The sequence below is a fragment of the Micromonospora andamanensis genome (assembly GCF_016863495.1).
Classification (GTDB): Bacteria; Actinomycetota; Actinomycetes; order Mycobacteriales; family Micromonosporaceae; genus Micromonospora; species Micromonospora andamanensis.
The window spans coordinates 1-19636 of the sequence record NZ_BOOZ01000041.1 but is presented as its reverse complement, the minus strand read 5'-3'; the positions used below and the strand labels follow the sequence as shown (position 1 = coordinate 19636).

Genomic DNA, 19636 nt, shown 5'->3' with positions numbered 1-19636 from the left:
AAGATGACGCGCCGATGATGACCTCCGTGAATCTGGACGTCCCCGTCCGGATCCACGGAGGTCCCCGTGCGTCGTTTCCTTACCTCGTTACTGGCGTTGGCGGTGCTTGTGCCGTTGGCACCGGCCAGCAGCGCGGCGTCAGCCGCGCCGTCCACAGCGGTTCCTGATCCCGCGCCGCCCCGACCGCCGCAGGCGGCACCGCTCGCGCCGGACCGGGTGTTGGATCCCGACCGACGGCTCGGGAAGTCCTGGCGGCGTTCGGCCGATCGCGTGATGACCACCTCGGCCGACGAGACCGGGTTGCACATTCTGGTAGCGGACGCCGATGCGGCATACCAGTGGCGGACCGTGACGACGCTTGCGGAGCCGGGTGTGGCGACCGACCAGTGGGTGGGCCAGGCGTGTCTCACCGGGTCGGGCCGCACGGCGGTAGCGGTCTACGCGCCCAGGCAGTTCACCAACCGGGAGACGCTCTCCAACGCGGGGGCGTTCGCGGCAGTGGTGAACCTGGAGACGGGCCGGGTCAGCAAGCTGCCGGAACGCTACTCGCTCGCGTACCACAATCCCGGCTGCGGCAGCGGGGAAAGCGTGGTGCTGACCCGACTGGAGCTACCGGCCACCCCGGAGGCGGGCGCTGACGCGCGGACGGTCCTGACCACGCTGGACACCCGTCGGATCGGCAGTGGCCGTCAGGTGATCACCCCCGGCCAGGTCACCTCCGCCATTCCGGTGGGGCAGACGATTGTCGCCGCGAAGGGCGACGAGTTGGTGAGCCTCGACCGGCAGGGCCGGCTCACCACCCGTGCCCGTACCGCCGGCACCCCCTTCCGGTTGCTTCCCGACGGTGCCGGCGACGTCGCATTCCAGGTGGCGCGGGCCGACACCACCGACCTGGTCCGGTACGCGGGAGGTGAGTTGACGACTGTGGCCTCGGCACCGCTGGGCACGGTCAAGCTGCGGCCCGGCGCGGACGGTCGGGTTTTCGTGGTGGGTGGCCGCAGTGGTGCCCGGCTCGCTGGCCGGTCGCTGCCGACCCGGTGGCGGTCTGTCGACGCGCTGCCGGACAGCGACGTGTCGCGGAGCGGCGACCTGGTGGTCACGCGGGTTCGTACCGGCACCGAGGCCGCCGGGCCGGACGGTGGGGCAGGTGACGGCCGACCGGACCGGGTGGCGATCTCGGCGCAGCTCGCCGACGGGTCGGATGTGGCGTTCAGCGTGGCACCGACGCTGCGCCGGGCGGGCCGGGAGCGCACGGCTGCGGCTGGCGGTTCCGATGGTGGCACGGGCGCCCGGACCTCGGCGGCCGATCCGGATCCGGCGACGGTGCCCTGGGATCCGGACCGGTCCTGCGCCGTACCCCGCAACGACGAGAACATCCAGGTCTACCAGCCCAGCCGGGAGCAGATGGAGTGGGCCGCCAACCTCGCGGTTCGTGGTCAGTTGACCTTCCAGCGGCCGGCCAACTGGTCCAACAACGGGTTGCCGGCGTACGCGCCGCAGGGAATGTTTCCCTCGCTGCCCCTGTCGGGTGGTGGCTACGTGCCGGCCCAGGTCTTCCTCGGCATCCTGGCTCAGGAGTCGAACCTGCTCCAGGCCAGTTGGCATGCGGTGGACGGGCTCGCCGGCAACCCGCTGACAAGTCTCGGCTTCTACGGACTGGACCTGATGAGCCCCGACGTCACGAAGATCAACTGGGCGCACACCGACTGTGGCTACGGCGTCGGGCAGGTGACCACCGGGATGAAGCGGTCCGACACCGACCAGTGGATCACAGGTGTGCAGTGGGACTACACCAAGCAGCGGGCCGTGGCTCTGGACTACGCCACGAACGCCGCCGCCGGGCTGCGCATCCTTCAGGACAAGTGGAACACCACCCGCAACGCCGGCCTGATCGCCAACAACGGCGACCCGCAGTACATCGAGAACTGGTGGTTCGCCATCTGGGCGTACAACACCGGCTTCTACCCGCAGGACGGGTCGCAGCCGTGGGGCGTGGGCTGGGCGAACAATCCGAGCAACCCGAACTTCCCGCCGGACCGGCAGATGTTCCTCACCGCGCCGCTCGACGTGCCGACCGCCAACCCGCCGATCGACGACGACATCGGGTACGACAACGCCAAGCACCCCAACCACTGGTCGTACCCGGAGCGGGTGATGGGCTTCGCCTACACCTCGCTGCGCCGCTACAACTACTCGACGGGCAACTACTCCCCGACGTACTCCACAGCCCTGGAGCGCAACAAGTTCGTGGCGCAGCCGACCCGGTTCACCTTCTGCGTACCCGCGCGCAACGCCTGCGACCCGGCCACCTCCCAGGTGCCGGGCGGCCACCCGGGTGAGCCGGCCGGCCCGTGCACCCGGGACGACCTCAAGTGCTGGTGGAACGGGCCGGTGACCTGGACAGACTGCGCCATCAACTGTGGCCTGGAGACCAGGCGGTACACCACTGTCGAACCACGCCCGTACGCGACGGCCATCTACGACTCGCAGTGCGGCCGGGCCGGTCTGCCGGACAACGCCCTGGTCATCGACGACATCGACAGTGCCAGCGCACTCGGTCCGCAGGGTTGCGCCCGCAACCACACCCGGGTCGGCAAGTTCTCCTTTACCTACCAGGGGCGACCAGGGCCGAACGGCACGACCATCTACCCCGGCAAGGTGGACACCCACCAGATCGGCGGTGGTTTCGGTGGCCACTTCTGGTTCGCGCACAGCCAGGCGTCCGAGAACTCCCCGCACAAGGTCACCGGCCGATGGGCGACAACCAACCGGTTGAACGGCTGGGCCACGGTGATGGTGCACCTACCGGATCACGGGGCGCACACCCAGCAGGCGAAGTACACGATCAACACCGGGCAGGGGGTGAAGACCCGGTACATCCCGACCCGGACCGAGCAGCACCGGTGGGTGAAGCTGGGCACCTACCAGTTCTCCAACCAGGCGGCGCAGTACGTCGAGTTGACGAACATCACCGAGGACGGCAAGGGCGTGGAGGACGTGGCCTGGGACGCGGTGGCGTTCGTGCCGCTGGCCGCGAAGCCCCGGCACTTCGTGGTGGCCATGGGTGACTCGTACGGCTCGGGTGAGGGCGCTGGCGGCTACTACGGCGAGACGGACAACAACTACGGCAGCGAGTCCTGGAACGCCTGCCGACGGACCGACAGGTCGTGGCAGATGCTGACCCGGCTCCCCGGATCGTCCAGCTCGATCAAGGACCGGGTGGCGGCGCACGACCCGAACGTCGACTTCCAGTTCGTCAGCTGTTCGGGTGCCACTGCGGCGAAGATGCGTGGTACGGCGACGCCGAGCCACTGGCAGGCTCCGGCACAGCCGATCGGTGACTACCACGAGCAGGCCGAGGGGCAGTTCCGGGAGATGTCGCAGATCGAATCGGGAGCGCTAGACAACAACACCACACTGGTGCTGCTCTCGGCGGGCGGCAACGATGCCAACTTCTCCGGCACGATGACCCACTGCGCGATCGAAGCCTGTGACACCGCCAGCTACGAGACGACTGTTCGTCAGCGGATCGACAACTCACAGAGCCAGGTGCGGCAGCTCATCGACGCGGTCACGGCCCGGGCACCGAATGCCACGATCATGTTGGTCGGCTATCCCCGGCTGTTCGCCGACTACCACCAGGACCAGTGTGTCTTCGGCCGGTACAGCAGTGGCGAGATGAGCATGGTCAACCGGCTCGCCCTGCACATGCGCGACGGGCAGCGGCAGATGGTGGACCAGGCCCGCGCCGCGGGTCGCCGGGTCCAGTTCACCGACATGGTGGAGGGGATGCTGGATCACGGCACCTGCCGCAAGTACGACACCAGCCACGACATCCTGGTGCCCGACGACATCAACTCGGTGGTGGCCGGCCCGGCGGGCGGGGGCGACTTCCGGATGATCGAAGGTGACGATTACGCCACGTGCGTCGGATGGATCACGGGCGGGCTGAACACCTGCATCAGCCGAGCCTCGTTCCACCCGAAGGACACCGGCAACGTGACGTACGCCAATGCGGTGACCGCTCGACTGCCCGCCGTCGGCTACAACTGACCCAGGTCGGGTGGGGCCGGTCGTCAGCGGCCGGCCCCACCGGTTACCGCCGGCATGAGGGAGATCGAGGTGCGGCAGGAACGGGACAACCGGCCGTTGGCACCGTCGGTGCTGGCTGCCCTGCTGGTGCTTGCCGTGCTTGCCGGTTGGTGGTGTTTCGCGGGCAAGGTGCGTCAGTTCCGCGAGGCGAGCGATCGTGGCGAGACGGCGGCTGCGGCGGAACTCGACCGACGGGCTGGCAGCTACGCCGAGGCGGTGGTCGACGCCGGGGCCAGGACGTCGGACGACAGGTTGCGCACCCTGGCCGCCGAGCTGGGGGTGGATGTCCGGGAGGTCCGCCGGGAGCCGGAACTGTCGCTTGTCGTCGAGTCGACCGAGGCCTACGGCCCATGGCCGAGCGGATTGCTGCAACTCTGCCACCGACTCGATTTCCGGGCGCTCGGCACACCTGACGCGGGCTTCGACCTGGTGCGTCTGCCCTCCTGTCCGACGCCGCCCACACCGTGACCGGGCACCTGTCGGCGGTATGACACCGGCGTTAGGTGGCCGCTCAATCGATGTAACAGAATGATATCGATTGTATGGGGCTATTGAGACGTTTTGTCCGTGCGCCTGCTGGCCCGTGTCATTCGGGCCAGGCAGTAAGGACACGATCCGGTACCAAGAGCTTCCCGCGCCGTTTCCCGCCGGTCCGAACGGGAGCTAAGGTCACGCCCATCGGTGACCCTGTCACCACGTTGTCCGTACCCCCAAGGACGAGGTGAAGCACCATGCGTGCATCCAGGCCGAAGGTCGCTATCGCGGCCGTGGCGGCCGCGGCCCTCGCGGTAGCAGGCTGTGCCGAGAGCGACCGCGAAGGTTCCAGCGGTAGTAGCAAGGACACCCTGGTCTTCGGCGTCGCCGGAGACCCGAAGGTGCTCGACCCCAGCTTCGCCAGCGACGGTGAGTCGCTGCGCGTGGCCCGCCAGGTGTTCGAGACGCTGGTCCGCCCGGAGGAGGGCGGCACCAAGGTCAGCCCCGGCCTCGCCGAGTCCTGGGAGCCGGACGCCGCAGGCACCACCTGGACGTTCAAGCTGCGCTCCGGCGTGAAGTTCCACGACGGCACCGACTTCAACGCCGAGGCCGTCTGCGTCAACTTCGACCGCTGGTACAACGCCAAGGGCCTCATGCAGAGCCCGGACGTGACCGCGTACTGGCAGGACGTCATGGGCGGCTTCGCCGCCAACGAGGACGACACCCTCGGTGAGAGCCTCTTCAAGTCCTGCTCCGCGACCGACCCCACCACCGTGGCGCTGACCTTCAGCCGGGTCTCCAGCAAGATCCCGGCCGCCCTGATGCTGCCGTCCTTCTCCATGCACAGCCCGAAGGCGCTCCAGGAGTACGACGCCAGCAACGTCTCGGGTAGCGCGGACGACATCAAGTACCCGGCGTACGCGACCGAGCACCCGACCGGTACCGGCCCGTTCAAGTTCAAGACCTGGGACGTCGCGAACAAGACGCTCACCCTGGAGCGGAACGAGGACTACTGGGGCGACAAGGCCAAGCTCAAGAGCCTGATCTTCAAGACCATCTCGGACGAGAACGCGCGTAAGCAGGAGCTGCGTTCCGGTGGCATCCAGGGCTACGACCTGGTCGGCCCGGCCGACGTCGAGCCGCTCAAGGGCGAGGGCTTCAACGTCCTGACCCGCCCGGCCTTCAACATCCTCTACCTGGCCATCAACCAGAAGGGGAACCCGAAGCTGGCCGACCTGAAGGTCCGGCAGGCGCTCGCGCACGCCATCAACCGTCAGGCACTTGTCGACTCGAAGCTGCCCCCGGGCGCCCAGGTCGCGGTGAACTTCTTCCCGGACACGGTCGAGGGCTGGAACGGCGACGTCACCAAGTACGAGTACGACGTCGAGAAGGCGAAGTCGCTGCTGGCCGAGGCCGGCGCGTCGGACCTGACCCTGCGGTTCCACTACCCGACCGAGGTCACCCGGCCCTACATGCCGAACCCGAAGGACCTGTTCGAGCTGGTCTCGGCGGACCTCCAGGCGGCCGGGATCAAGATCGAACCGATCCCGCTGAAGTGGAGCCCGGACTACCTCAACGCCACCACCTCGGGCACCGCGCACGACCTGCACTTCCTCGGGTGGACCGGTGACTACGGTGACGGCTACAACTTCATCGGCACGTTCTTCGACAGGCAGAAGGACGAGTGGGGCTTCAACAACAAGGCCCTGTTCGACAAGTTCCGGCAGGCGGACACCACCCCGGACCAGGCGGCCAAGGTGGCGCTCTACAAGGAACTGAACGCCGACATCATGAACTTCCTGCCCGGTGTGCCGATCTCACACTCGCCGCCGGCAATCGTGTTCGGCAAGGACGTGACCGGGGTCAAGGCGAGCCCGCTCACCGACGAGCGGTTCGCCACCGCTGAGTTCAAGTCCTGATCTGACGCACTGACCGCGGGCGGGCGCTGTGACCCACAGCGCCCGCCCGTGATCCCTGCCCCCCTTTCGAGGCCGCCGTGTTCCGGTTCATCGTCAGACGCCTGCTTCAGTTGATACCCACGCTGTTCGGGCTCTCCATCCTGTTGTTCATCTGGCTCCGGCGGCTGCCCGGAGGCCCTGAGACCGCCATTCTGGGCGAGCGGGGCACACCCGAGATGCGCGCCGCGATCCGCCGCAATCTCGGTCTCGACGAGCCGATCCTGATCCAGTACGGCCGGTTCGTCCGGCGGATGATCCGCCTGGATCTGGGCACGTCCATCTCGACCAAGCGCGAGGTGACGACGGAGTTCCTGCAACGCTTCCCGGGTACCGTCGAGCTGACGATCACCGCGATGGTGATCGCGATCGGCATCGGCATCCCCCTGGGCTACCTGGCCGCCCGCCGGCGCGGCCGGTTCCTCGACCACGCCTCCGTCGGCGGCTCGCTTATCGGCATCTGCATCCCGGTCTTCTTCCTGGCGTACATCCTCAAGGCGGTCTTCTCGGAGAACCTGGGCTGGTTCCCGTCCAGCGGCCGGCAGGACCCGACCATCAGCGCCACCCGGATCACCAACTTCTTCGTGCTCGACGGGCTGATGACCCGGGAGTGGGACGCCGCCGCCGACGCGCTCATGCATCTCGTGCTGCCCGGCCTGGCGCTGGCCAGCATCCCGTTGGCGATCATCGTCCGGATCACCAGGGCGAGTGTGCTGGAGGTGCTCAACGAGGACTTCGTCCGCACCGCCGAGGCCAAGGGCCTGACCGAGAATGTGGTCCGTCGCCGGCACGTGCTGCGTAACGCCATGCTTCCGGTCGCCACATCGATCGGTCTGCTCACCGGTGGCCTGCTCTCCGGCGCGGTGCTCACCGAGACCGTCTTCGCGTTCAGCGGCATCGGCGCCTTCCTCGCCGATGCCATCAACCAGCGCGACTATCCCGTCCTGATGGGCTTCATCATGATCATCGCGGTGGTCTACGTGCTGGTGAACCTGATCGTGGACCTCTCCTACAGCCTGATCGACCCGAGGGTGAGGGTCCGATGACGATCATCAGCGGGAAGAAACGAGAGAAGATCGACAGGCTCGCCGAACTCGCCGCCCGCGAGGAGGAGCGAGGAGTCAGCCTCTGGCAGGACGCCTTCCGCCGGCTGCGGCGCAACCCGGCGGCCATCGTCGGCGCGGTCATCCTGGCCATCTTCGTGCTGGTGGCAGTCGTCGGCCCGTTCTTCGTGCCGTACGGGCCGACCGACACGATGGGCATCCGCGAGGGCGTCGTCAAGGTGGGGCAGGGCCTGATCCCCGGGCACTCGGCCGAGCACTGGCTCGGCTACGACCACCAGGGCCGGGACGTCTTCAGCCGGATGATCGTCGGAGCCCGGCAGACCCTGCTGGTCGGCGTGGTCGCCACCCTCATCGGTCTGGCCGTCGGCGCGTTCATCGGTGGCGTCGCCGGTGCCGCCGCCGGCCTCGGCGGCCGGTGGGGCCGCTGGGTGGACACCGTCCTGATGCGCTTCATCGACATGCTGCTGGCGATGCCCAGCCTGCTGCTCGCGGTGAGCATCGCCGCGCTGCTCGGGCCGAGCCTGACCACCGTGATGATCGCGGTCGGCATGGTCTCGGTGCCGGTCTTCGCCCGGCTGCTGCGCGGCTCGATGATCGCCCAGTCCAACAGCGACTACGTGTTGGCCGCCACCTCGCTCGGCGTCCGCAAATCCAAGATCGCGCTGGCTCACGTGCTGCCGAACTCGCTCGCTCCGGTCATCGTGCAGGCCACCCTGACGCTGGCCACCGCGATCATCGAGGCCGCCGCGCTGTCCTTCCTCGGACTCGGCAACCCGGACTCGGCCACCCCCGAGTGGGGCGTGATGCTCGCCGACGCGCAGCAGTGGCTCGGTATCCGGCCGGCGCTGGCCATCTACCCGGCGGTCGCCATCATCATCACCGCGCTGGGGTTCACCCTGCTCGGTGAGGCGATGCGTGAGGCCCTCGACCCGAAGCTGCGGAAGTAGGTGTGCCGAGCATGATCAGTGCGTACGCGACTTCCGGGGCCGTGAACGAAAGGGCGGTGCGGCATGGCACTGCTTGATGTCGAAGATCTTTCCGTCAGCTTCGCCCGGCGCGGTCAGCGGACCGTGCGGGCCGTCGACGGGGTCTCCTTCTCCGTCGACGCGGGTGAGGTGGTCGGCCTGGTCGGCGAGTCCGGCTGCGGCAAGTCGGTGACCTCACTGGCGATCATGGGCCTGCTGCCCAAGCAGCCCGGCCTTCAGGTCTCCGGCAAGGCCGTCTTCGACGGCACCGACCTGCTGCAGCTCGACGATCGGTCGCGGCGGGACATCCGGGGTCGGGACATCGCGATGATCTTCCAGGATCCGCTGTCGTCGCTGAACCCGGTGGTGCCGATCGGCATTCAGGTGACCGAGGTGTTGACCCGGCACCGTGGGATGCGAGGGGAGGCGGCGGCGAAGGAGGCGGCGCAGCTGCTGGACCGGGTCGGCATCCCCGACCCGAAGCGGCGGCTGAAGGAGTACCCGCACCAGCTCTCCGGCGGGATGCGTCAGCGTGCCCTGATCGCCATGGCGGTGGCCTGCCAGCCCCGGCTGCTCATCGCCGACGAGCCGACGACAGCGCTGGACGTCACCATCCAGGCACAGATCCTGGAGCTGCTGAAGGAACTGGTCCGGGACTCCGACACCGCGCTCGTGATGATCACGCACGACCTGGGCGTGGTGGCCGGCATGTGCGACACCATAAACGTGCTCTACGGCGGTCGGGTGGTGGAGACCGCCCGGCGGCGTCCGCTGTTCCGTCAGCCCCGGCACCCGTACACCGTGGGGTTGCTCGGTTCGGTGCCGCGCCTGGACGCGGGGCGCGGCGAACGGCTCAACCCGATCCCGGGCTCGGTCCGTGACCTGCTGCCCTGGCCGGACGGCTGCGCCTTCGCTCCGCGCTGTACCCGGCGGGTGGACGCCTGCGTCGGCGAGCCGCCGGAGCTGGTGCTGGCCCACGACGCCCGCAGCTACCGTTGCGTCAACCCGGCCCCGGTGCCGGGTCTGACGCCGGGCGAGGAGGTCCGGGAGGTGGTACCGGGGCAGGCCACGCCGGGTTCGGTGCCCGCGCAGGCGGTGCCGGACGACCCGCCGGCCGTGCCGGGCCTGGCCGCCGCACCCAGCGAGGAGGAGACGCCGTGACCGGAGAGGACATCCTCGTCGAGGTACGGGATCTGAAGGTGCACTTCCCGATCAAGCGGGGAGTGCTGTTCGACCGCACGGTCGGCCACGTCAAGGCGGTCGACGGTGTCGACCTGCGCATCGCGCGCGGCCGGACGTACGGCCTGGTCGGCGAGTCGGGCTGCGGCAAGTCCACGCTCGGGCGGGCGCTGCTCCAACTCAACCCGCCGACCTCGGGTGAGGTCAGCTTCGACGGGGTCGAGCTGACCACGCTGGCACCCGGCAAGCTGCGCACGATGCGGCGACGCATGCAGATGATCTTCCAGGACCCGATGTCCAGCCTCGATCCCCGGCAGAACGTCGAGTCGATCCTCACCGAGGGTCTCCAGACGCACGGCATCGGCGGGGACCGGGACGGCCGGCGGAAGATCATCGCTGAGACGCTGGACAAGGTCGGGCTGCCGCGCTGGGCGCTGTCCCGCTATCCGCACGAGTTCTCCGGCGGCCAGCGCCAGCGCATCGGTATCGCCCGCGCGCTGGTGCTCGGACCGGAACTGATCGTCGCCGACGAGCCGGTCTCCGCGCTTGACGTGTCGATCCAGGCCCAGGTGGTCAACCTGCTCGACGAACTCCAGGACGACCTCGGCCTGACCTACCTGGTGATCGCGCACGACCTCGCGGTGGTCCGGCACATCTCCGACACCGTAGGCGTGATGTATCTGGGCGCGCTTGTCGAGGAAGCGCCGAGCGACAGGCTCTACACCGAACCGCTGCACCCGTACACCCGGGCGCTGATGTCGGCGGTGCCGGTGCCGGACCCCGACGTGGAGGACCGCCGGGAGCGGATCCTGCTCGCCGGTGACCTACCTTCGCCGGCCAACCCGCCGTCGGGCTGCCGCTTCCACACCCGGTGCCCGTGGGCGCAGCCGACCCGCTGCGCCGACGAGCGGCCGGAGCTGCGGGAGATCGGCGGCAGCCGGGTCGCCTGCCACTGGGCCGAGCAGATCGCCAGCGGTGAGCTGCGTCCGCACAAGGTAGGCGTGGAGATCGTCCGGCCGGCGGGCGAGGGCGAGGAGCCGTCAGTCGTCTCCGCCCCCAACGAGCCCGGCTCGTTCGTCTGAATCCGGGCCCCGGCTGACGCGGGGCCCGGACCAGGTCCGCGACAGCGCGATCAGCCTTCCGGGCGGTGCAGCAGGCCGACGGCGATGCCGTGCACCGCGTCCAGGCCGGCGGCGTCGGCCAACGGCGCGCTGCCGCCGGTGACCGCGTACCACTCGTCGGCGTCCTTGTACTGCACATGCAGGCTGACCCGCCCGTCGGCGAGGTCGGTGCGCAGGGTCAGCTCCCCGGTGACCACGCCGACCTCGTCGGTCATCACCCCGCCCGGGCCGGGCACGATGTCCGTGGTCCGGCTCTGCGGGCCGGTGGCACCACCGGCGTCGGCGGTCATCCCCGCACCGGGCACCTCCACCGCGCCCGCCGCGGCACCGTCGGCGGTCATCCCGGCGGTGGCCGGGCCGGGGCTGCCGGTGGCGGCCGCCGCGTCCTCGCCGCCGGGGTCCGGCGCGCGTTCCGGCGCCGGGGCACCGTCGGCGCCGGTTACGGCTTGCTCTCCCATGTGCAGCCCTCCAACATGTCGGCCAGCTCGGCCTGCTCGGCACTTGTCACCGTCAGCTGCCAGTGGTGCTTAACCGCCACCCAGTCCCCGGCATATTGACACCAGTATGACCGGTTTGATGGCTTCCACTGGGACGGGTCCTGGTCACCCTTTGCCCGGTTGGAGGACGCGGAAACCGCGAACAGCTGCGGTCGGTCGAGGTCGTTGGCGAAGTCGCTGCGCTTCGAGTCGTCCCATTCGTCGGCACCGGAGCGCCAGGCGTTGGCGAGCGGGACCATGTGGTCGATGTCCACGTCGGAGGGGTCGGTGAAGGTACGTCCGTCGTAGACGCTCTCCCACCGCCCACCGACCACGTTGCAGCCGGAGTGCTCGATGTCCTTGCCGTCGCGTTCCAGCACGGTGTCCCGGACATCGCAGTTCTGGCCGGTCTTGCGCCAGTGCGAGAAGCGGTTGCGGCTGTAGCCGCGCATCGATCCCGCTTCGGCGACGGTCAGCTCGGAGAGCATCTGGTTGATATTGCCGCCGCCGCTCGGCGGCGTGACCGGCTCCTCCTCAAGCGGGACGCAGCCGGCCGCGCCGAGGGTCAGCGCCGCGACGAGCGCCAGCGCCCCCAGGGCGCGCGATCCTGATCTGGTACGCACAGACGACACCTCTCCAGCTTGCGGGCTTCCGGCGATCCCGCACAGTACCCGGCCAGGGTTTCGGCGTTTCGTGGTGTCTGACGGATGGCGCACGGCAGATTGGTAACCATGGCCGAACCCTCGTCCGCTCTCCGCCTGCGCAGCAGCGCCGGCCGGGGCACCCTGGCCGCCGCCGTGCTGGCCTCCGGCATGGTCTTCCTGGACAGCACCGTGGTCAACGTGGCGCTGCCCCGCCTCGGTGCCGAACTCGACGCGTCGGTGTCGGGTCTCCAGTGGACCATCAACGGCTACCTGTTGACACTTGCCGCGTTCGTCCTGCTCGGTGGGGCGCTCGGTGACCGCTTCGGACGTCGACGGATATTCCTGCTCGGCGTCGTCTGGTTCACCGCGGCCTCCATCCTCTGCGGGCTGGCGCTGCGTACCGACTGGCTGGTGGCGGCGCGGTTCCTCCAGGGTGCCGGGGGTGCCCTGCTCACCCCGGGCTCGCTGGCGTTGCTCCAGGCGAGCTTCCATCCCGACGACCGGGCGAAGACGATCGGCGCCTGGTCGGGGCTGTCCGGCGTCTCCACCGCGCTCGGTCCGTTCATCGGCGGCTGGCTGATCGACGCGCTCTCCTGGCGGTGGATCTTCTTCCTGAACGTGCCACTGGCGGTGCTCGTCGTGCTGGCGACGCTCCGCTGGGTTCCGGAGAGCCGGGACGAGAACGCGTCCCGGAAACGGGGCGCCCGTCAGTTCGACGTGGCCGGTGCGCTGCTCGGCGCACTCGCCCTGGCCGGTGTCACGTACGCGCTCGTCGACGCGCCCGGTCGGGGTCTGCACTCGCCGGCGGTGGTGGCGGCGGCCCTGATCGGGGTGGCCGCCGCAGTGGCGTTCGTGTTCCTGGAGCGGCGTCGTGGGGACACCGCGATGCTGCCCACCGGCCTGTTCGGCAGCCGGTTGTTCTCGGTGTTGAACTTCTTCACCGTGCTGGTCTACGCAGCCCTCGGCGGATTCACCTTCTTCATCGCCGTGTACCTGCAGAACGTGATCGGCTGGTCGGCCCTGCTCACCGGCCTCGCGTTGCTGCCGATGACGCTGCTGCTGCTGGTCGGCTCGCCGCTCACCGGTGCGCTGTCGACGAGGATCGGGCCCCGGTTGCCGCTGACCGTCGGACCGGTGCTGGCCGCCGTCGGGCTGCTGATGCTGCGCGAGGTCGAGCCGGGGGCGTCGTACTGGCGGCAGGTGCTGCCCGGGGTGGCGATCTTCGGGGCCGGGCTGACCCTTGTCGTGGCGCCGCTGACCGCCTCGGTGCTGGCCGCCGTCGAGGACCGATTCGCGGGCGTGGCCAGCGGCTTCAACAACGCCGCCTCGCGGGTCGGTGGGCTGCTCGCGGTGGCTGCCCTGCCGTTGCTTGTCGGGCTCACCGGCACCGGGTACGAACAACCCGCCGAACTCACCGCCGCCTACCGTGGCGCGCTGCTCTGGTGCGCCGGTCTGCTGCTGGCCGGGGCAGTCACCGCCGCCCTGCTGGTACGCCGCCCGGCCCGTCGGCCGCCGCCGGCCCAGCCCTGCCACTCGCTGCCGGTCTCCACACCGAGATGACGGAGGGCCCCGCACCGGTGCGGGGCCCTGCCTGTCGGCTCAGCCGCGGGCGCGGTTGACGGCGCTGGTGACCGCCTTGACGGAGGCGGTGACGATGTTGGCGTCCATCCCGACACCCCAGACCGTGCGCCCCTGCACCTCGCACTCGACATACGCGGCGGCCTGCGCGTCACCGCCGGAGGAGAGCGCGTGCTCGTGGTAGTCGAGCACGCGTACGCTCACCCCGGCCGAACCGAGCGCGTTGACGTACGCGTCGATCGGACCGTTGCCGATCGCGGTGATCGAACGGGACTCGCCGCCGGTGTGGACCTGTGCGGTGATCTCGACCTTTCCGTCGGCGGTGCCTATCGCGTACTCGGACAGGGCCACCGACGGGTCGCGCTGGTGGTCGAGCAGGTACTGACCGGCGAAGATCTGCCACATGGTGGTCGGGTCGACCTCACCGCCGTCGTGGTCGGTCACCTGCTGGACCACGCCGGAGAACTCGATCTGGAGCCGGCGGGGCAGGTCGAGCTGGTGCTCGGTCTTCATGATGTACGCGACGCCGCCCTTGCCGGACTGCGAGTTGACCCGGATCACCGCCTCGTAGCTGCGGCCCAGGTCCTTCGGGTCGATCGGCAGGTACGGCACCGCCCAGGTGAACTCGTCGACGGGCACCCCGGCCGCCGCCGCGTCGGCCTCCAACGCGGTGAACCCCTTGTTGATGGCGTCCTGGTGGGAGCCGGAGAAGGCGGTGTAGACCAGGTCGCCGGCGTACGGGTGGCGCTCGTGCACAGGCAACTGGTTGCAGTACTCGACGGCCCGCTTGATCTCGTCGATGTCGGAGAAGTCGATCATCGGGTCGATGCCCTGGGAGAACAGGTTGAGCCCCAGGGTGACCAGGTCGACGTTGCCGGTGCGCTCGCCGTTGCCGAACAGGCAGCCCTCGATCCGGTCGGCGCCGGCCAGCAGACCCAGCTCGGCGGCGGCCACCCCGGTGCCCCTGTCGTTGTGCGGGTGCAGGCTGAGCACCAGGCTGTCGCGGCCGGGCAGGTGCCGGTGCATCCACTCGATCGAGTCGGCGTACACGTTGGGCATGGCCATCTCGACGGTGGCCGGCAGGTTGATGATCAGCTTGCGGTCCGGGGTGGGGTCGACCACCTCGATGACCTTCGCGCACACCTCCAGCGCGTACTCCAGCTCCGTGCCGGTGTAGGACTCCGGCGAGTACTCGTAGAAGATCTCGGTGTCCGGGGTGTGGATCTCGGCGTACTTCTGGCAGAGCCGGGCACCGCTTGTGGCGATGTCGGTGATGCCGTCGCGGTCCAGCCCGAACACCACCCGACGTTGCAGGGTGGAGGTCGAGTTGTAGAAGTGCACGATCGCCCGGCGGGCCCCGCGCAGCGACTCGAAGGTGCGGTCGATCAGGTGCTCCCGGCACTGGGTCAGCACCTGGATTGTGACGTCCTCGGGGATCAGATCCTGCTCGATCAGCTGTCGGACGAAGTCGTAGTCGGTCTGGCTGGCCGACGGGAAGCCGACCTCGATCTCCTTGTAACCCATCTGCACCAGCAGTTGGAACATCCGGCGCTTGCGCTCGGGTGACATCGGGTCGATGAGCGCCTGGTTACCGTCCCGCAGGTCGACAGCGCACCAGCGCGGGGCCGCCTCGACGTGTCGGGTCGGCCAGGTGCGGTCGGGCAGGTCGATCCGGAACTGTTGCCGGTACGGCTGGTAGCGGGCGTACGGCATCCGGCTCGGACGCTGGCGCGCGAACGGATCGGAGTCGATGTCGGTGGTGCCGGCTGGGTGAGCCATGGCGGAGTTCTCCCGTGGTCATGTGACGTCAGCGATGGAGGTCGGCAGCGAGGCCGAGGACTGTCCGGGAATGCTGGCGGCGCGGTTCGACTCCGCGACGAGGTGCCGGCCGTCAGGCCCCGTCGCGGCGACCAAGGAGAAGGTGCGCCTGCCACATGACAGAGTGACACTACGTGATGGGAGTCAGGTCTGGGAAGGCTCGTCCGGAATTTGGGACGAGGCTCGCAGATGTGCCCTCAGGTCGAGCTGTTCGAGCAGCTCAGAAGCAGTTCGGCAAGTGGCCGGCGGTGCCGTAGCGACGTCTCGTGGACCAACAGGTCGGCCGGGAGGCTGAACGGGTCGCCGAGTTGGCCGACCGCCGTCACCACGTACGGTCGCACGTCGGCGGGTAGATCGAGGTCGGCGACCAGGCCGACCCGGTCGAGATCGGCCACCTGGCGCACGTGCAGCCCCAGCGCGGTGGCCTGCACGGTCAGGTGGGCCACCGCCTGACCCAGGTCGTACGCCGCGAACGGGTTGCCGGTGGCGTGGTACGCGGCGAGCAGCAGGACGCTGGCCCGCCCGGCCCATCGCTGTTCGGTGGCCGGCAGGTTGACCAGGATCCGCTTGAAGGTCTCGTCCTCGCGGTGCCCGACGGCGAACCGCCAGGGCTGCCGGTTGTCGACCGACGGTGCCCAGCGTGCCGCCTCCAGCAGGGTCGTCACCTCGGCCGGGGTCAACTCCGCGATCGGGTCGAAGGAGCGGGGACTCCAGCGGAAGGCGAGCAGCGGAGTGAGGTCGGTCATGCGTAGAGCGTCCCGTATGGGCGTTTTGACCCCCGAACGAGGGTGGACGAATGTGGTCGAAAACACCCGTAACGGGATCAGTCTCAGGGCGTTCCCGCGTACAGGTCCGGGTCGGTCGGATCGGTGTCGGCCGAGGTGGACGGGTCCACCGGCGGTGCCTCCATGCCCAGCGGCTCACCCTCGACCACCGGTCCGGGCAGGTGCACCGTGTCCGGGGCCGGCTCGGGCGGGGCGGCAAGCGTCAGGGTGCCGAACGCCGCCCGTACCGCTGTCGAGGTGCCGTCCGCGTCGAAGCAGTAGATTCCGACGTCAAGTGGTGGGTTGATCGACGCAGCGGTGGTCTCCACCGAGTAGCAGTCGCCTGTCGCCTCGGCAGGTGCCATGGCCGGCGACACCGACAGCGGGGCGCGTCGGTCGGTCAGCACGTCCAGCCAGTCGGTGAACGGGTGCTGCACCCGGGGATCCAGCCGGCGGGGCAGCGTGTCGTCCCGCTCGCCGAGTCGTACGCAGGTCGCCGGTTCCGGTCGGGTGGCCGACGGCAGCCCGCACTGGAACAACCCGTCAGCGGTGGCGGCCAGGGTGATGTCTGCGGTGCCGCCGAGCGCACCGCCCGGCACATCCACCCGCCAGCTGCCGTCGTTCGCGCTGGTGAAGACGATCAGGCGGTCGGCGGCCCCGTCCACCCGCAACGTGTATCTGGCGACCAGGTGACGGTCCTGGGCGGCGGCCGCGACAGCGGCCAACTCGTCCCGGGCGGCGTCCGGACCGGCCGGACGTGGCGCGGCGGTCGGCGGCGGTGCGGGATCGGTGGGCGGATCGGGCGAGCAGGCGGCGAGCAGCGCGGGCACGGCGAGCGCCAGCGGGACGGTCAGACGGCGGGTCGGATGATGGGCGGCGGGCACCCGGTCATTCTGGGTGTTGGGCAGGGTTCGGGACAGCCCCGGAAAGGCTGGCGTTTCCGGCGTGTCGCAGGCCACTGCGGCCGTGCCCGGGGGCCGGATCGTGGGATCACCTGACCCGGCGGTCAGAGCCGCCCGATACCCTGAGGTCGTCCGACCCGCGCCGCCGGCCCCGGTGCCGGCGGCGTCGGCACGCTCAGGGCAACCGGGAGGGAGTGCGCCGTCGTGGCACTCGTGGTGCAGAAGTACGGCGGGTCCTCCGTCGCCAACGCCGAGCGGATCAAGCGGGTGGCGGAGCGCATCGTCGCGGCCCGCAAGGCCGGCGACGACGTGGTCGTGGTGGTCTCCGCGATGGGCGACACCACAGATGAACTGCTCGACCTGGCCAACCAGGTGAGCCCGTTGCCGCCCGGGCGGGAGCTGGACATGCTCCTCACCGCCGGCGAACGGATCTCCATGGCGCTGCTCGCCATGGCGATCCACAACCTGGGCTACGAAGCCCGCTCGTTCACCGGTTCCCAGGCCGGCGTGATCACCACGTCGGTGCACGGCCGAGCGCGGATCATCGACGTCACCCCGGGTCGCCTCAAGGGCGCCCTGGACGAGGGTGCGGTGGTTATCGTCGCCGGCTTCCAGGGCGTGTCGCAGGACACCAAGGACGTCACCACCCTCGGCCGGGGTGGCTCGGACACCACAGCCGTGGCGCTGGCCGCGGCGCTGCGCGCGGACGTCTGCGAGATCTACACCGACGTGGACGGCGTGTTCACCGCCGACCCGCGGATCGTGCCGAACGCCCGGCACATCAGGCAGATCACCTACGAGGAGATGCTGGAGCTGGCCGCCTGCGGGGCCAAGGTGCTGCATCTGCGTAGCGTGGAGTACGCCCGGCGGGCCGGGCTGCCGATCCATGTCCGCTCGTCATACTCGACAAACACCGGCACCATGGTCACCGGATCAATGGAGGAGCTCTCAGTGGAGCAGGCACTGATCACCGGGGTCGCCCACGACCGCAGCGAGGCCAAGATCACCATCGTCGGGGTGCCGGACGAACCTGGTGCCGCCGCGAGCATCTTCGACACCGTCGCGAGCGCCGAGATCAACATTGACATGATCGTGCAGAACGTCTCCACCGAGGGCACCGGCCGCACGGACATCTCCTTCACCCTGCCGAAGACCGACGGTCCGACCGCGATGGCCGCCCTGAGCAAGATCCAGGAGACGGTCAACTTCAAGGGCCTGCTCTACGACGACCACGTCGGCAAGGTCTCGCTGATCGGTGCGGGGATGCGGTCGCACCCCGGCGTGGCCGCCGGCTTCTTCGCCGCGCTGGGTCAGGCCGGGGTGAACATCGAGATGATCTCCACCTCGGAGATCCGGGTCTCGGTGGTCTGCCGGGACACCGACCTCGACGCGGCGGTGCGGGCCATCCACGAAGCGTTCGACCTGGGCGGCGACACCGAAGCCGTGGTGTACGCGGGGACGGGGCGGTAGCGCGCGTGGCCGGGCTGCCCACCCTGGCCGTGGTCGGGGCGACGGGGGCCGTCGGCACGGTGATGTGTGAGCTGCTCACCGGGCGGCGCAACGTGTGGGGCGAGATCCGGCTGCTGGCCTCCGAACGATCCGCCGGACGCAAGGTCCGCTGCCGGGGCGAGGAACTCACGGTGCAGGTCCTCACCGAGGAGGCGCTCGACGGCGTCGACGTGGCGATGTTCGACGTGCCGGATGAGGTCGCCGCCCACTGGGCCCCCATCGCGGTCAGTCGCGGCGCCATCGTGGTGGACAACTCCGGAGCCTTCCGGATGGATCCCGACGTGCCCCTGGTGGTGCCCGAGATCAATCCGGAGCAGTTGCGCAACCGCCCCAGGGGCATCGTCGCCAACGCGAACTGCACCACTCTCGCGATGATCGTCGCGGTCGCCCCGCTGCACCGTCAGTACGGCCTGCGGGAACTGGTGCTCGCGTCGTACCAGGCGGTCTCCGGCGCTGGTCAGGGCGGTGCGGACGCGCTGCACGACCAGTTGGCCAAGGTCGCCGGCGACCGGCTGCTCGGCTCTCGTACCGGTGACGTGCGGCAGGCGGTCGGCGACGACCTCGGCCCGTTCCCCGCGCCGCTGGCGCTCAACGTGGTCCCCTGGGCGGGCTCGCTCGCCGACGGTGGCTGGTCGTCCGAGGAGATGAAGATGCGCAACGAGTCGCGCAAGATCCTCGGGTTGCCTGACCTCAAGGTCTCCGCCACCTGCGTACGGGTGCCGGTGGTGACCGGCCACTCGGTCGCGGTGCACGCCGTCTTCGCCACCGAGATCGACGCCGATGGTGCCCGTGGCGTGCTGCGCAACGCGCCCGGCGTGATCGTGGTCGACGATCCGGCGGCCGGCGAGTTCCCGATGCCCATCGACGCGGTGGGCACCGATCCCTCCTGGGTCGGTCGGATCCGCCGCGCCGTCGACGACCCCCGGGCCCTCGACTTCTTCGTCACCGGCGACAACCTCCGTAAGGGCGCCGCCCTCAACACCGCCCAGATCGCCGAACTCCTCGCCAAAACCCTCACCCACCCCTGACCCCCCACCATCCCCGCGATCATGCAGTTGTGGCAGTGACGAATCGGGGCGAAAGTGACTTAGAGGG

At 69.6% G+C, this 19636-nt stretch carries 15 protein-coding genes; 10 read left to right on the top strand and 5 right to left on the bottom strand.

Annotated elements, in window-relative coordinates:
* The first annotated feature begins 66 nt into the window (after window positions 1-66).
* From Van01_RS26025 to Van01_RS25995, 7 genes are all read left to right on the top strand, one after another.
* Window positions 67-4053: a golvesin C-terminal-like domain-containing protein gene (locus Van01_RS26025; RefSeq protein WP_204012889.1), complete on the top strand. Its 3987-nt coding sequence runs from the start codon at window positions 67-69 to the stop codon at window positions 4051-4053.
* 54 nt (window positions 4054-4107) lie between these two features.
* Window positions 4108-4560, top strand: coding sequence for a hypothetical protein (locus tag Van01_RS26020; RefSeq protein WP_204012887.1), 453 nt, complete (start codon window positions 4108-4110; stop codon window positions 4558-4560).
* A 263-nt stretch (window positions 4561-4823) separates the two neighbouring features.
* Window positions 4824-6485 (top strand): ABC transporter substrate-binding protein, encoded by a 1662-nt coding sequence (locus Van01_RS26015; protein WP_204012884.1) that lies wholly within the window; start codon window positions 4824-4826, stop codon window positions 6483-6485.
* Between the two features lie 77 nt (window positions 6486-6562).
* Window positions 6563-7567: an ABC transporter permease gene (locus Van01_RS26010; RefSeq protein WP_204012881.1), complete on the top strand. Its 1005-nt coding sequence runs from the start codon at window positions 6563-6565 to the stop codon at window positions 7565-7567.
* Window positions 7564-8532, top strand: coding sequence for an ABC transporter permease (locus tag Van01_RS26005; RefSeq protein ID WP_204012878.1), 969 nt, complete (start codon window positions 7564-7566; stop codon window positions 8530-8532). Before Van01_RS26010 ends, Van01_RS26005 begins: the two co-directional genes overlap by 4 nt.
* Before the next feature lie 63 nt (window positions 8533-8595).
* A complete protein-coding gene (locus Van01_RS26000; RefSeq protein ID WP_204012875.1) occupies window positions 8596-9711 on the top strand; it encodes an ABC transporter ATP-binding protein in 1116 nt (371 codons plus the stop codon).
* A complete protein-coding gene (locus Van01_RS25995; RefSeq protein WP_204012872.1) occupies window positions 9708-10811 on the top strand; it encodes an ABC transporter ATP-binding protein in 1104 nt (367 codons plus the stop codon). Before Van01_RS26000 ends, Van01_RS25995 begins: the two co-directional genes overlap by 4 nt.
* A 50-nt stretch (window positions 10812-10861) precedes the next feature.
* Here Van01_RS25995 and Van01_RS25990 read toward each other — a convergent pair whose 3' ends face one another.
* Window positions 10862-11308, bottom strand: coding sequence for a hypothetical protein (locus Van01_RS25990; protein WP_204012871.1), 447 nt, complete (start codon window positions 11306-11308; stop codon window positions 10862-10864).
* A complete protein-coding gene (locus Van01_RS25985; protein WP_204012870.1) occupies window positions 11290-11949 on the bottom strand; it encodes an HNH endonuclease family protein in 660 nt (219 codons plus the stop codon). Before Van01_RS25985 ends, Van01_RS25990 begins: the two co-directional genes overlap by 19 nt.
* A gap of 108 nt (window positions 11950-12057) precedes the next feature.
* On the opposite strand from Van01_RS25985, the gene Van01_RS25980 reads away from it, so the two are divergent.
* The gene (locus Van01_RS25980) at window positions 12058-13530 is read left to right on the top strand and encodes an MFS transporter (RefSeq protein ID WP_204012869.1); all 1473 of its coding nucleotides are present in this window, start codon (window positions 12058-12060) and stop codon (window positions 13528-13530) included.
* Between the two features lie 39 nt (window positions 13531-13569).
* On the opposite strand, the gene leuA is transcribed toward Van01_RS25980, so the two are convergent.
* The 3 genes from leuA to Van01_RS25965 form a co-directional block, all read right to left on the bottom strand.
* Window positions 13570-15327: a 2-isopropylmalate synthase gene (gene leuA, locus Van01_RS25975; protein WP_204012868.1), complete on the bottom strand. Its 1758-nt coding sequence runs from the start codon at window positions 15325-15327 to the stop codon at window positions 13570-13572.
* Between the two features lie 236 nt (window positions 15328-15563).
* Complete coding sequence (locus Van01_RS25970) at window positions 15564-16112, bottom strand: nitroreductase family protein (RefSeq protein ID WP_204012867.1); 549 nt, start codon at window positions 16110-16112, stop codon at window positions 15564-15566.
* Window positions 16113-16195: 83 nt separating this feature from the next.
* Window positions 16196-17014 carry a hypothetical protein gene (locus tag Van01_RS25965; RefSeq protein ID WP_239099305.1) on the bottom strand — a complete coding sequence of 273 codons (819 nt, stop codon included), beginning with the start codon at window positions 17012-17014 and terminating at the stop codon, window positions 16196-16198.
* Between the two features lie 222 nt (window positions 17015-17236).
* Here Van01_RS25965 and Van01_RS25960 point away from each other — a divergent pair, with 222 nt between their 5' ends.
* Both Van01_RS25960 and Van01_RS25955 read left to right on the top strand, forming a co-directional pair.
* Window positions 17237-18502: an aspartate kinase gene (locus Van01_RS25960; RefSeq protein WP_099848923.1), complete on the top strand. Its 1266-nt coding sequence runs from the start codon at window positions 17237-17239 to the stop codon at window positions 18500-18502.
* A 5-nt stretch (window positions 18503-18507) separates the two neighbouring features.
* The gene (locus Van01_RS25955) at window positions 18508-19569 is read left to right on the top strand and encodes an aspartate-semialdehyde dehydrogenase (protein WP_204012866.1); all 1062 of its coding nucleotides are present in this window, start codon (window positions 18508-18510) and stop codon (window positions 19567-19569) included.
* Window positions 19570-19636: the final 67 nt, after the last annotated feature.

Coding starts and splice junctions, on each gene's coding strand:
- Van01_RS26020 (WP_204012887.1), top strand. CDS start 4,108: ATGAGGGAGATCGAGGTGCGGCAGGAACGGGACAACCGGCCGTTGGCA.
- Van01_RS26015 (WP_204012884.1), top strand. CDS start 4,824: ATGCGTGCATCCAGGCCGAAGGTCGCTATCGCGGCCGTGGCGGCCGCG.
- Van01_RS26005 (WP_204012878.1), top strand. CDS start 7,564: ATGACGATCATCAGCGGGAAGAAACGAGAGAAGATCGACAGGCTCGCC.
- Van01_RS26000 (WP_204012875.1), top strand. CDS start 8,596: ATGGCACTGCTTGATGTCGAAGATCTTTCCGTCAGCTTCGCCCGGCGC.
- Van01_RS25990 (WP_204012871.1), bottom strand. CDS start 11,308: ATGGGAGAGCAAGCCGTAACCGGCGCCGACGGTGCCCCGGCGCCGGAA.
- Van01_RS25980 (WP_204012869.1), top strand. CDS start 12,058: ATGGCCGAACCCTCGTCCGCTCTCCGCCTGCGCAGCAGCGCCGGCCGG.
- leuA (WP_204012868.1), bottom strand. CDS start 15,327: ATGGCTCACCCAGCCGGCACCACCGACATCGACTCCGATCCGTTCGCG.
- Van01_RS25970 (WP_204012867.1), bottom strand. CDS start 16,112: ATGACCGACCTCACTCCGCTGCTCGCCTTCCGCTGGAGTCCCCGCTCC.